Source organism: Mesorhizobium sp. CA6 (genome assembly GCF_020165035.1).
GTDB lineage: Bacteria > Pseudomonadota > Alphaproteobacteria > Rhizobiales > Rhizobiaceae > Mesorhizobium.
This window is the reverse complement of sequence record NZ_JAIUHI010000003.1, coordinates 263,805-276,430: the sequence shown is the minus strand read 5'-3', so window position 1 is coordinate 276,430 and position 12,626 is coordinate 263,805. Positions and strand designations below refer to the sequence as shown.

General features: G+C 62.1%; 13 protein-coding genes and 1 tRNA gene. 6 read left to right on the top strand and 8 right to left on the bottom strand.

What is annotated here, in order from left to right:
* Nucleotides 1–9: 9 nt before the first annotated feature.
* Entirely contained in the window at nt 10–546 is a 537-nt protein-coding gene (locus tag LB526_RS05750) for a DUF1134 domain-containing protein (RefSeq protein ID WP_224514585.1), read from the bottom strand.
* Nucleotides 547–928: 382 nt separating this feature from the next.
* On the opposite strand from LB526_RS05750, the gene chpT reads away from it, so the two are divergent.
* Complete coding sequence (gene chpT, locus LB526_RS05745; protein WP_095766435.1) at nt 929–1,558, top strand: histidine phosphotransferase ChpT; 630 nt, start codon at nt 929–931, stop codon at nt 1,556–1,558.
* Between the two features lie 222 nt (nt 1,559–1,780).
* Nucleotides 1,781–2,149, top strand: a complete 369-nt coding sequence (locus tag LB526_RS05740) for a response regulator (protein WP_095766434.1) — start codon at nt 1,781–1,783, stop codon at nt 2,147–2,149.
* A gap of 69 nt (nt 2,150–2,218) precedes the next feature.
* Here LB526_RS05740 and ctrA read toward each other — a convergent pair whose 3' ends face one another.
* Complete coding sequence (gene ctrA / locus LB526_RS05735) at nt 2,219–2,914, bottom strand: response regulator transcription factor CtrA (RefSeq protein ID WP_006203583.1); 696 nt, start codon at nt 2,912–2,914, stop codon at nt 2,219–2,221.
* Nucleotides 2,915–3,363: 449 nt separating this feature from the next.
* Here ctrA and LB526_RS05730 point away from each other — a divergent pair, with 449 nt between their 5' ends.
* Nucleotides 3,364–3,741, top strand: coding sequence for a flagellar export protein FliJ (locus LB526_RS05730; RefSeq protein WP_040989842.1), 378 nt, complete (start codon nt 3,364–3,366; stop codon nt 3,739–3,741).
* 81 nt (nt 3,742–3,822) lie between these two features.
* Here the strand turns inward: LB526_RS05730 and LB526_RS05725 are convergent, their stop codons facing one another.
* Nucleotides 3,823–4,224 carry a winged helix-turn-helix transcriptional regulator gene (locus LB526_RS05725; RefSeq protein ID WP_140838824.1) on the bottom strand — a complete coding sequence of 134 codons (402 nt, stop codon included), beginning with the start codon at nt 4,222–4,224 and terminating at the stop codon, nt 3,823–3,825.
* A gap of 92 nt (nt 4,225–4,316) precedes the next feature.
* Here LB526_RS05725 and LB526_RS05720 point away from each other — a divergent pair, with 92 nt between their 5' ends.
* Complete coding sequence (locus LB526_RS05720) at nt 4,317–5,243, top strand: NADP-dependent oxidoreductase (RefSeq protein WP_140838826.1); 927 nt, start codon at nt 4,317–4,319, stop codon at nt 5,241–5,243.
* A gap of 66 nt (nt 5,244–5,309) precedes the next feature.
* Here the strand turns inward: LB526_RS05720 and LB526_RS05715 are convergent, their stop codons facing one another.
* Nucleotides 5,310–5,585, bottom strand: a complete 276-nt coding sequence (locus LB526_RS05715; protein WP_006203587.1) for a DUF1153 domain-containing protein — start codon at nt 5,583–5,585, stop codon at nt 5,310–5,312.
* A 254-nt stretch (nt 5,586–5,839) separates the two neighbouring features.
* On the opposite strand from LB526_RS05715, the gene mnmA reads away from it, so the two are divergent.
* Nucleotides 5,840–7,030: a tRNA 2-thiouridine(34) synthase MnmA gene (gene mnmA / locus LB526_RS05710; protein WP_224626743.1), complete on the top strand. Its 1,191-nt coding sequence runs from the start codon at nt 5,840–5,842 to the stop codon at nt 7,028–7,030.
* A gap of 18 nt (nt 7,031–7,048) precedes the next feature.
* Here the strand turns inward: mnmA and LB526_RS05705 are convergent, their stop codons facing one another.
* The gene (locus LB526_RS05705) at nt 7,049–8,014 is read right to left on the bottom strand and encodes a Gfo/Idh/MocA family protein (RefSeq protein ID WP_224524457.1); all 966 of its coding nucleotides are present in this window, start codon (nt 8,012–8,014) and stop codon (nt 7,049–7,051) included.
* A 252-nt stretch (nt 8,015–8,266) separates the two neighbouring features.
* On the opposite strand from LB526_RS05705, the gene LB526_RS05700 reads away from it, so the two are divergent.
* Nucleotides 8,267–8,343, top strand: a tRNA-Met gene (locus LB526_RS05700).
* 159 nt (nt 8,344–8,502) lie between these two features.
* Here the strand turns inward: LB526_RS05700 and LB526_RS05695 are convergent.
* The 3 genes from LB526_RS05695 to LB526_RS05685 form a co-directional block, all read right to left on the bottom strand.
* Nucleotides 8,503–8,751, bottom strand: a complete 249-nt coding sequence (locus LB526_RS05695) for a hypothetical protein (protein WP_224524455.1) — start codon at nt 8,749–8,751, stop codon at nt 8,503–8,505.
* 60 nt (nt 8,752–8,811) lie between these two features.
* Entirely contained in the window at nt 8,812–9,987 is a 1,176-nt protein-coding gene (locus tag LB526_RS05690) for an acetate/propionate family kinase (protein WP_224626740.1), read from the bottom strand.
* A gap of 61 nt (nt 9,988–10,048) precedes the next feature.
* On the bottom strand, nt 10,049–12,430 hold the full coding sequence (locus LB526_RS05685; RefSeq protein ID WP_224626736.1) for a phosphoketolase: 2,382 nt from the start codon (nt 12,428–12,430) through the stop codon (nt 10,049–10,051).
* Nucleotides 12,431–12,626 lie beyond the last annotated feature (196 nt).

The following is a 12,626-nucleotide window of genomic DNA, read 5'->3' as shown; positions in this document are numbered from 1 at the left end:
GCAATCCGATCAGAACGGGTTCCAGGTCGGCCTTTCGGTAAGCTTCAGATAGCCGAGATTGACTCCAAGACGCGCGCCGACGCCGGTGCGGATCGGCACGAGCAGCACCCGGTTGCTCTGCAGAACGTTGAAGCCGACGCCGGCGATGACATAGGCTGAGCCGGCAACGCCGCCGAAGCGGTTATAAAGGCTGCTGATGTCGTCGAGGTTATAGACCAGCATCATCACCCGGGACCCCTCGCCACCGAAATCCCAGCCGAGCGAAGGGCCTTGCCAGAACACCTTATGGTCGCCGGCGTTCTTGGTGTAGAGCGTCCCCTCGCCATAGGTCAGGCCGCCGATCAGGGCGCCGGATCCTTCCTCGCCGAGCAGGTAGCCATTGGGCAGACCGTAGGAGGCGAAGATCTTCTCGACGACGGTGGCCAGACCGCCGGATGTCTCGCCGAAAAATTTATGACCGGAATCGACGATTTCCTGAGCGGTGTACTGCTGAGCCCGCGACGCCGAGGTCGAAAGGACCAAAGCCGCCAGGAGTGTGATGGTCATGGTGAGGACGCGGACGAACGTCCGGTCGTAGTATCGGGAAAACATGCTTCCAATCTCCGTCAGGGAGCACTTTCGCCGACGCCTCGCACCCCTGCGGCTCTTGCCGGCCGTTCGGGGTGGCTATCACGGGCAAATTATGCCGTAATCCTTTTTCAACCATTAAGCTCCCACACGAAGATGGCGGTTCGAAGGCTGCGCTTTTGCCGCTGCGGCGGGTTTCCCCCGCGAAACACACCATTTTCGCCGTCGATGATTTTGGATTTGTTGATGCGCGCTCGGGCCCTGTGTATTCAGAAAGCCTTGGAAAAGAGCGTGATTCGTGTGGGCAGGCGCGAAACCGTCGCTCGGCCATGAACAAATGACTTAAGCAGGGATTTCGCCGATGGCCGAGCTTTTCACCCTTTCCGCGCCAGATCTCGCCGCGCTGCTTTGCAGCCGTGTCTGCCACGACATCATTTCGCCGGTCGGCGCAATCAACAACGGCCTCGAGCTGCTCGACGAAGGCGGCGCCGACGAAGACGCCATGAAGCTCATTCGCCAGAGCGCCAAGAACGCCTCGGCGCGATTGCAGTTTGCCCGCATCGCCTTCGGCGCCGCGGGTTCCGCCGGCATGATGATCGACACGGGCGATGCCGAGGCCGTGGCCATCGCCTTCTTGAAGAACGAAAAGCCGGAACTGCTGTGGAACGGCCCCCGTGCGCTGCTTCCTAAGAACAAGGTCAAGCTGCTGCTCAACCTCATTCTCGTCGCCAACGCGGCCATACCGCGCGGCGGCAAGCTGGTGGTCACGCTGGAAAGTCTCGAAACCGAGCCGCGTTTTTCGCTGTCGGCCAGTGGGCCGATGCTGCGCGTGCCGCCGAAATTCCTCGAACTGCATTCCGGCCACAAGCCGGAGGAGCCGATCGACGCCCATTCGGTCCAGCCCTATTATACGCTGCTTCTGGCGCGCGAGGCCAATATGACGATCTCGATCCACGCGACCGCCGAGGAGATCGTGCTGACGGCTGCCTAAGAAAAACCGAAGTATCTTTTATTGCTGATATTTTTGCTGGCGGCGCAGATTGAGCAATGCCAGCCGCGATCCATGTAATCGCGCTGCGGGGTCAAGGCCGCGCGACACCGTGTTTGGAAAAACTTTACCTAACGGCTTTTCGGCTTCTTTACCAGATTGGCCTATGGTGGTTTGCGGCCACCCCGAGATTGCGGTTCGGCAGATGGCAAAGAGGACCCGGACATGAAGCGCTGCCTGTTCGTCGATGATTCGAGCGTCATCAGGAAGGTCGCAAAACGCATTCTTGGCGGCTCGGATATGATTGTCGTCGAGGCCTCGACCGGAGTCGAGGCCACCGACATTTGCGCCGGCGACATGCCCGATGTCATCGTCATCGACGGTGGTCTTGCCGACGTCCCGGCCGTGGACCTTATTCGCCGCATCCGTGCTATCGAAGCGCCCATCAAGCCGCAGATTCTGGTCTCGCTGGTCGAGGTCGACGTCGCGGCGATCATGCGCGCCAAGCGCGCCGGCGCCCAAGGCTATCTGCTGAAGCCCTTCAACCGTGCGCAACTGCTCGAAAGCTTTCGCGTCCTGAAGATAGCCGCCTGATTCGCCGGAACCGTTTTCAAGCAAAAACCCGGCCTGAGCCGGGTTTTTCGTTCGAATCGCTGGGATGGCTTATGCGCTGACGCGAATATCTTCCGGCTCGCGCAGCACATAGCCGCGGCCCCACACCGTTTCGATGTAGTTCTGACCGCCGGACGCCGCGTCGAGTTTCTTGCGCAGCTTGCAAATGAAGACGTCGATGATCTTCAGCTCCGGCTCGTCCATACCGCCATAGAGATGGTTGAGGAACATTTCCTTGGTGAGCGTCGTGCCCTTGCGCAGCGAGAGCAGCTCCAGCATCTGATATTCCTTGCCGGTCAGGTGCACGCGCTGACCGCCGACCTCGACCGTCTTGGCGTCGAGATTGACCACAAGGTCGCCGGTGGTGATGACCGACTGGGCATGCCCTTTGGAGCGGCGCACGATCGCGTGGATGCGCGCCACCAGCTCGTCCTTATGGAAGGGCTTGGTCATATAGTCGTCGGCGCCGAAGCCCAGGCCGCGCACCTTGTCCTCGATGCCGGCCATGCCGGAGAGGATCAGGATCGGCGTCTTGACCTTGGAAAGGCGCAACGTGCGCAGGACTTCATAGCCCGACATATCGGGGAGATTGAGGTCCAGAAGGATGATGTCGTAATCGTAGAGCTTGCCGAGATCGACACCTTCTTCGCCGAGATCGGTCGTATAGACGTTGAAGCTCTCCGATTTCAGCATCAGTTCGATGCTCTGTGCGGTTGCACTGTCATCTTCAATCAGCAGAACACGCATTTCATTCCCCTTTTCTGCTGCCGGACCGTGTCACGACCCGTCCGGGACCCGGAGCAGTGATTGCCTGAACAGAAGGTGCCACCGACTGGTTAACAAATCCTAATTTCGTGCCATCCACGATACCAGATTTTTTAACCCCTTTCTACACCCACTTGAATCTAATAACGAATCACAGACCAAAACCGCTGATGCACCACATTAAAAAGTCAGTCTAAGTGACTCCAGGGACTCGCTGGCCCGGGCTTCCCGCCGCCGCCGGAATTTTTACCCGGCCTTAAGTCCTCGCCCGTATGATTAACAATGCCCGTAAACGAATGGTTACCGCCGGCGAAAATCTTTAGGGCTTTGTTTCCTATAGCCCAGGGAAAGCCGGGGGAAACGGGCGGCGCTTAGGTCTTTCCGGGCGGACTGGACGGTATTGCAGGTGTGCGTTTGCGGAGTATCGAGTCATGAAGTCACGTGAAAACCTCGTTCGACTGAAGCAGTTTCAGGTGAATGAGAAGCGGCGGCAGCTCTTGCAGCTGGACATGATGATCGCCGAGTTCGAGCGCATGGCCGTCGAGCTGGAGGCGCAGATCATCGCCGAAGAGAAAAAGGCCGGCATCACCGACATCAACCATTTCGCCTATCCGACCTTCGCCAAGGCGGCTCGCCTGCGCCGCGACAACCTCAGGAATTCACAAAGCGACCTCGCCCAGCAGCGAAGCACTGCCGAATCATTACTCGGCGAAGCTGAAGCGGAGCTGTCCAAGGCGGAGATGCTGGAATCGCGCGACACCAAGATCCGCGAGGCCGAAACGGGCGGCCGCAGCGCCATGATCGGCTGATCGTCGGGCATAGTCGAGTCATGCCGGAGACCTGCCGGCATCCTCAGAGCTGGCAATCGCCAAAAATCGGCCTCGCCGTCTTCACGGCATAGCGGCCTTCTCGCCGTGATCGGCCGATGCCCGGGTTCGGGCATCCTTGATTTCGGATGCATGCTCTTCCGCCCAGGAGCGTATCTGGCTGAGCAATCCCGCAAGGTTCCGCCCAAGCTCCGTCAGTTCGTACTCCACGCGCGGCGGGATCACCGCGAACACCTCGCGCCGCACGAGGCCGTCGCGCTCCAGCACGCGCAGCGTCTGCGTCAGCATTTTGGGCGTGATGCCCTCCAGCTTGCGCGCCAGCTCGCCATTGCGCAGCCGGCCGCTCCGCAGCGCGCAGACGGTGAGATAAACCCATTTGCTCGCGAGCATCTCGAGCACGGTATGCGATGGGCAGGAGCGCCGGAACGCGTCGTAGCCGAAGGGAGATCTGTCTTCGCTATCCATGAGGTGCCTATATATACAAAAGGTACATACTCGACAATCGAATACTACTATCCAAATGATAGCGGGCACATTCACTCGAACAGGAGGCGTTCATGCGTGCCGTTATCCAGACTTCCGTCGGCGGACCCGAGGTCCTTTTCGTAGCCGAGCAGCCCGACCCCAAGCCCGGCCCCGGTGAAGTGCTCGTCCGCGTCAAGGCCGCGGGCGTCAACCCGGTCGATGGCGCCGTGCGCGGCGGTTTCATTCCGCTGCTCGGCGAACCGCCTTTCATCCTTGGCTGGGACATTTCCGGGACCGTCGCGGCGCTCGGAGACGGCGTGACCGCCTTTAAACTCGGCGACGAGGTGTTCGGCATGCCGCGCTTTCCCAAGCAGGCCGGCGCCTATGCCGAGCTCGCCGCGGCGCCGGCGGACGAGATCGTCGCGAAACCTGCCGCCATCGACCATGCCCATGCCGCGGCCTTGCCGCTGGCCGGTCTGACGGCCTGGCAAGGCCTCGTCCGCCATGGCGGCCTGCAAGCGGGCCAACGGGTGCTGGTTCACGCCGGCGCCGGCGGCGTCGGCCATCTGGCGGTGCAGATCGCCAAGGCGCGCGGCGCCTGGGTGGCATCGACCGCCAGTCCGGACAAAACCGACTATGTCCGCTCGATCGGCGCCGACGAGGTGATCGACTACACCAGGGACGATTTCACCGGGAAGGTCGGCAATGTCGATCTGGTGCTGGACCCGATCGGCGGCGACCACGCCGACAAGTCGCTGGAAGTGCTGCGTGACGGCGGCGTTCTGGTGTCGCTGCTCGACGTTCACGACGCCACCAGGGCGAAGGCCAAGGAGCGGAACATCCGCGTTGAACGCATGTCTGTGGTGCCTGATCGCGAGGGGCTCGCCGAACTCGCCAGGCTGGTCGGGGCCAAAAAGCTGATGCCGCATGTGGCGAAAGCTTTCCCGCTCGACCAGGCGGCGGCCGCCCATGCCTTCCTCGCGACCCGCCCCATCGGAAAGGTCGTGCTGACAGTTTGAATGGAAGGCCGCCGCAAAAGCGAAGGGCGCGGAGTCCCGCGCCCTTGCACGTTTTCGGCCGGCAGCTTAATGCCGGTATTGCTGGATTCGCGTGGTGCGCAGCCCGGCAAGGCCGTATTCGTCGATCGATGCCTGCCAGGAGAGAAATTCTTCGGTGGTGAGCTTGTAGCGCTGGCAGGCTTCCTCAAGGCTGAGCAGGCCGCCGCGTACAGCGGCGACCACTTCCGCCTTGCGCCGGATAACCCAGCGCCGCGTGTTCGTCGGCGGCAGATCGGCGATCGTAAGAGGGCTGCCGTCGGGCCCAATAACATACTTGACTCTAGGTCTAACCAGATCGGTCATCGTACTCTCTACTAAAAACTCAAAGACCCAATCCCCGCCACAGTACCGTCACAGCTTTAAAAATTGCCTAAGCGAACCCTAATGACTAAGTAAGGATCGTGAACGCCCGGTTAGGATTTCGTTTAGAATTTGAAACACCGGCCTCCGGGCCTTGATTTTTGCCGGTGAACTCGTCTTGGCCGCAAGCTGGCGCATGCGTGGCGCTTGACCTATATTCCGGCCATTGGCATTGAGCGCCGCACAGTGAAAGCATCATGAACAGCCTCGATCTCCCTCGCCGCCCCGAAGAAACCCGCGTCGTCGTCGCGATGTCGGGTGGTGTCGATTCCTCGGTGGTTGCCGGCATCCTCAAGCGCGAAGGCTATGATGTCGTCGGTGTGACGCTGCAGCTTTACGACCACGGCGCGGCCACCCATCGTGCCGGCTCCTGCTGTGCCGGACAGGATATTGATGACGCGCGTCGCGTCTCGGAGACGCTCGGCATCCCGCATTACGTGCTCGACTACGAGGAACGTTTCCGCAAAGCGGTCATCGATCCCTTTGCCGAAAGCTATGTCGCCGGCGAGACCCCCATCCCTTGCGTGTCCTGCAACCAGACTGTGAAGTTTGCCGATCTTTTGGCGACCGCTCAGGATCTCGGCGCCGACGCCTTGGCCACCGGCCATTACATTCGTTCGCGCTCCAATGGAGCGCATCGTGCGCTTTACCGGCCGGTCGACGCCGATCGCGACCAGAGCTATTTCCTGTTTGCCACCACGCAGGCGCAGATCGATTATCTGCGCTTTCCGCTCGGCGGCCTGTCGAAGCCGCAGGTCCGCGCCATTGCCGAGGAAATGGGCCTGACCGTCGCCGCCAAGCAGGACAGCCAGGACATCTGCTTCGTGCCGCAGGGCAAGTATTCCGACATCATCGCCAGGCTGAGGCCGGCCGCCGCCAATCCCGGCGACATCGTCCATATCGACGGCCGCGTGCTCGGCCGCCATGAAGGCATCCTGCGCTACACGATCGGCCAGCGCCGCGGCATCGGCATCGCCTCTGGCGAGCCGCTCTATGTTGTCCATCTTGACGCCGACCGCGCGCGCGTCATCGTCGGCCCGCGCGAAGCGCTGGAGACGCACAAGATCTATCTGCGCAACATGAACTGGCTGGGCGACGGACTGTTGTCGGATGTTCCGGCCGGCGGGATCGAGCTCTTCGCCAAGGTCCGCTCGACCAGGCCGCCGCGTCCGGCCGTGCTGCATCACCGCGACGGCGTGACCTCTGTCGAGCTGGCCGACGGCGAGTCGGGCATCGCGCCGGGGCAGGCCTGCGTGCTCTATTCCGACGACGGCAATGAGGCGCGGGTGTTCGGCGGCGGCTTCATCGAGCGCTCCGAGCGCGGCGCCGAGGCCGAGGCCATGCTGTCCCGGCTGGCGGCCAGGCCGGCGCAGATTCCCGCTGAGTAAATTCTCGATCTGATTGCTTTATGCAGACGAGCCGGTGTGGATCACTGTGCCGGCGGTCAGGATGCGCAGCACCCTTATCGCTTCCTCGCCGTCGGTGCGCGGTTCGGCGCGCGTCTCGATGCATTGCATGAAATGGGCAAGCTCGCGAGTCAGCGGCATGCCCTCGCCGACGGCCACATAGGCAGGTTCGTTGGCGGTGAAGGCCCACTGGCCGCTGTCCTGCCATACTGCGTGGCGGTAGACGGCAAGCTTGCGCTCCCAGGGCTCCACGTCGTCGAACACCGCCATCGCCTTGGTGCCGACGACCGTCAGCCGCCGCTCGCGATAGGGATTGAGTCGCGAGGCGAAGAGATGGCTGCGCAATCCGTTCGGGAAGCGCATATGCAGATGCGCAAAGTCGCTGAGATTGTCGAGGAGTGCTGCCCCCTCGCCCCTCACTTCGATCGGCTCGGTGCCGGTGATGGCGAGGATCATCGACAAATCGTGCGGCGCAAGGTCCCAGAGAGCGTCGTTCTCGGTATGAAACTTGCCGAGGCCGAGCCGGTGCGAATGGATGTAGCGCACCTCGCCGAGCTCGCCATTGTCGATCAGCGCCTTGAGCGTCTCGAAAGCGGGATGAAAGCGCAACACATGGCCGACCATGAAGATGCGGCCATTGTCCTTTGCCGCCTTCACCGCGCGCTCGGCGTCGGCGACCGTCAGCGCGATCGGCTTTTCCACCAGCACGTCCTTGCCGCTTTCGACAGCCCGCACTGCGGTGTCGGCATGGAATTGCGGCGGCAGCGCCATGACGATAGCGTCGATGTCGTTGCGCTCAAACAGCCTGTCCGGCTCGATTGCCAGGCAATCTTGCTCGCTGGCGAAACCTTCGGCGCGGGCGCGGTTGGCGTCGGAAACGGCATGGAGCGCGCCAAGCGCCTTGAGGGTGCGGATATGGTTGCTGCCCCAGTATCCGCAACCGAGGACGGCGATGCGCGGCTTCATTCGCTCAACTCTAGAATTTCTTGGCCGAGACATAACGACGTGCCCCGCCGAACTCAACCCCGGGGCAGGCCCTGAGTGTCTGTCCGGCAAAGCTTTTCTGGGATCAGATTATGCGGGCCGGATTATGCCCGCATGTCGGCCGCTTCGAAGCTTGACAGGCCCACCCTCCCAACCTTATATCCGCGCGACCTTGGCGAACGCCTTGAAACAACCCGTCCGTCCAGGACGGTTTTTCGGGCCATTTGCCACCCTGGCGGGGTAGCTCAGTTGGTTAGAGCACGGGAATCATAATCCTGGGGTCGGGGGTTCAAGTCCCTCTCCCGCTACCATTGCTCCCCCTGTACGGCCGAAATGCTTAGAGGAATGCTGATCGCGGTGGCGACCCTCGCAGCCGATCCGGCCGACAGGAGTGGCGAGGTCGCCATCTGCATTCGCGAGGACCGTAAGCATCGCGGCGGCGGCTGGGAATTTCTCGGCTATATCGCGCACTATGCCGACGACCATGGCATCGAGACGCTCGAGTCGATCGAAAGCCGCGAGAACCGTCTGCGATCGAGCTTGAGCGCGAGATGGGCTTCACTGTCGCGATGGTTCCCGACGATCCGACGCTTGTCCTGGTCCAGCGGAAGCTCGGCGCCACGTTGGCGAATTAAGATCATTTCCAGCCGTGTAGAGCTCGCTACCAAGGTCGTGGAGATCGGCAGCGGGCGCAAATGGCTGCCCGAGGGATCGGCCATCCACCTCAATCGACAGCTCAGGCATGCGAGGGCGTTCCGCCAAGCGGGAGACTGTTCCGCTCAGACGGTTTCGACGCCGAGCAGTTCTGTCGCCACCGCGCGTTCTTCGTCGGCCGGAATGACAAGCACATCGACACGGGAACTCGCGGCACTCACAAGGTCTTCGCCGCTGCTATTCAAACCGTCATCCATAGCGGCGCCCAGCCATGCGGCAGCCTCGCATATCCGCCGCCGGATCGCCGGCGCATGCTCGCCTATGCCGGCGGTAAACACCAGCGTGTCTAGCCCGCCCAGCGCAGCAGCCAGTGAGCCGATTTCGCGCCCGACCCGATAAACGAACAGATCGACAGCCCGCATTGCCGCCGGATCCTTCGACGCCAGCAGCGTCTGCATGTTCCCGGAGATGCCGGACACGCCGAGCAGACCGGATTTCTCGTAAAGCAAGGTGGACAGTTCGTCGGAGGACAGTTTCCTGTCTTGCAGAAGGTGCAGGAGGACGCCCGGATCGATCGCGCCGCAACGCGTGCTCATGACCAGGCCGTCGAGCGTCGAGAAACCCATAGTGGTTGCCTGGCTTACCCCTGCCTTCATCGCGCAAAGGCTTGCGCCGCTGCCAAGATGGGCGACGACGGCGCGGCCACCCGCGCCGGCGCCGTAACGCCTGCGGAGCTCGTTGGCGATATGGCTGTAGGAGAGCCCGTGGAACCCATAGGACACGACGTCCTGCTCCGACATCTCGTGCGGCAGGCCATAAAGTCTTGCGATCTGAGGCTGCGTTGCGTGAAAGGCGGTATCGAAGCAGCCGACCTGCATGGCGCCGGGCAGAAGACGGTGGGCCAGATCGACGAGCTCCAGGTTGATCGCCTGATGAATTGGAGCGAGCGGCTCGAGCTTGCGCAAGGCATCGAGCGTGGCCTGGTCAAGCAGCGTTGCGCGGGCAAACTCCCGACCGCCATGGACGATGCGATGCCCGACCCTGCTCACGCGGCGCAACAGGCCGCGGTCCGTCAGATAGGACGCAACGGCTTCGAATGCCTTGCCGACGGAGATCGCTCGTTCGCCGAGGCTCCTGTCGAACGGCGGCGTCGTTGCAGTCGGCGCGACATGGAGTCTGGGCCGCTCGCCGATCGACGAGACGCTGCCCCGCATCAGCAGGTGAAGCTCGCGGCGTCCTTGAAACGCGGCGAACTTCAGGCTCGATGAGCCGCCATTGAGGACAAGGATGACATCAGTCATGTCCGACCGTTCCAGCCACTTTTGCGGGTCGGATCCTGTCGGCCTGGCGCTTCGGCATCGGCTACTGCTCCCATTTCCAGCCGAGGATCTCCGGCATGTCCTGCCCGTGCTCGCGGATATAGGCCCGGTGCTCGATCAGCTTGCCTTCCATGGCCTGCCTCAGCTGGATATGCGCACCGGCCGGCTCGGGAATGCGGTCGAGCACGCCGAGCACCAGATGATAGCGGTCGAGCCCATTAAGCACGGTCATGTCGAAGGGCGTCGTCGTCGTCCCCTCCTCATTATAGCCACGCACGTGGATGTTGTCGTGATTGGTCCGCCGGTAGGTCAGGCGATGGATGGTCCAGGGATAGCCGTGATAGGCGAAGATGACGGGCTTGTCCCTGGTGAACAAAGCATCGAATTCGCGATCCGACAGCCCGTGCGGATGGTGTTCCCTTGGCTGCAGGGTCATCAGGTCGACGATGTTGACCACACGCACCTTGAGGCCGGGAATGTGGCGCCTCAGGATTTGAACGGCGGCCAGCGTCTCGAGCGTCGGCACGTCTCCGGCGCAGGCCATCACCACATCCGGCTCGGCCCCGCCGTCGGTCGACGCCCAACCCCATATGCCGATGCCGGCGTTGCAATGGACTTTCGCCTCGTCGATGGACAGCCACTGCCAGGAATTGGCTTTGCCGGCGACGATGATGTTGATGCGGTTCCATGTCCGCAGCACATGATCGGTCACGCAGAGCAGGCTGTTGGCATCCGCCGGCAGATAGACGCGCACGACATCCGCCTTCTTGTTCAACGCCACGTCGATGAAGCCCGGATCCTGGTGGCTGAAGCCGTTGTGCTCCTGCTGCCAGACATGGCTGGACAACAGATAGTTCAGCGAGGCGATCGGCCGCCGCCAGGCAAGCTTGCGGCAGGCATCGAGCCATTTCGCATGCTGGTTGAACATGGAATCGACGATATGCATGAAAGCCTCATAACAGGAGAAGAAGCCGTGGCGCCCAGTGAGCAGGTAACCCTCCAGCCAGCCCTGGCAGGTATGCTCGGATAGAATTTCCAGAACCCTGCCTTCTCGACCGAGATGCACGTCCTCGGGCAGGATCTCTTCCATCCAGACACGCTCCGTCACCTCGAAGACATCCTGCAGCCGGTTCGATGCCGTTTCATCGGGCCCGACGATGCGGAAGTTCCTGGTGCCTTGATTCAATGCCATGACGTCACGCAGGAAACGGCCCATCACACGGGTCGACTCCGCCTTGACGCCGCCGGGCCGCTCGACCGGGACGGCGTGCTCTTGCAAGGCGGGCAGTTCCAGAGACCGGCGCAGCAGGCCGCCATTGGCATGCGGGTTGGCGCTCATGCGCCTTTCACCTTTTGGCGCAGTAGCACGGACCGCAGCCACCGGCGCGCCGGCGGCATCGAAAAGCTCTTCGGGCCGGTAGCTTCTCATCCATTCCTCGAGCATCCTCAGATGCGCGGGGTTATCGGCGAGGCCGGAAAGCGGGACTTGGTGGGCGCGCCAGAATCCTTCGGTCTTCAGCCCGTCGACCTCCTTGGGACCGGTCCAGCCCTTCGGGCTTCGCAGCACGATCATCGGCCAGTTCGGCCGCGGCCGCGCGGTCTTCGCGCCGTTGCGAGCCGTGTCCTGAATCGCCTTGATGCGGTCGAGCGCATCGTCGAGCACGAGCGCCATTCGCTCATGCATGCATGCCGGATCGTCGCCCTCGACGAACAACGGCTCGTAACCATAGCCGACGAACAAGGCACGCAGCTCTTCTTCGGGAATGCGGGCGAGAATGGTGGGATTGGCGATCTTGTAGCCGTTGAGATGGAGGATCGGCAGCACCGCGCCGTCAAGCGCCGGGTTGAGGAACTTGTTGGAATGCCAGGAGGTGGCGAGTGGTCCGGTTTCCGCCTCGCCGTCGCCAACCACGCAGGCGACGACAAGGTCCGGGTTGTCGAAAGCCGCGCCATAGGCATGCGAGAGCGCGTAGCCAAGCTCGCCGCCTTCATGGATCGAGCCGGGCACGTCGGGCGCGGCATGGCTTGGGATGCCGCCCGGAAAGGAGAATTGCCGGAAAAGCTTCTTCATTCCAGCCTCGCCCGGCGCGACGTCCGGATTGATCTCGCTGTAGGTGCCTTCGAGGTAGCTATTGGCAACCATCGCGGGTCCGCCATGACCCGGACCGCAGACATAGATGACATTGGCGTCGCGTTTCCGGATCACCCGGTTCAAATGCGCATAGATGAAACTGAGGCCCGGCGACGTGCCCCAATGGCCGAGCAGCCGCGGCTTGACGTGCTCCAGCCGAAGCGGCTCGCGAAGCAGCGGATTGTCGAGCAGATAGATCTGCCCGATGGTCAGATAGTTGGCGGCACGCCAGTAGGCATCGATGTCGTGCAGTTCCTGTGCGGACAAGCGATTGATGCTGGGACGCTCGGTCATTTTCCGACTCCTTCGCTGGTGCCAGACCCACCCGGCTGAAGCTGAACGCTTAAAGGCCGCCGCCGGTTCACCACTGGTCGGTGTCAACAACGGGCGATTTCGATTTATCCGGGCAAGACCGGTCGAGCTTTGATCCATCGCAAATGTACCGCTGTGGGCGGCTCATTTTTCGGCGCATTGATCGAGCTCAAATTCT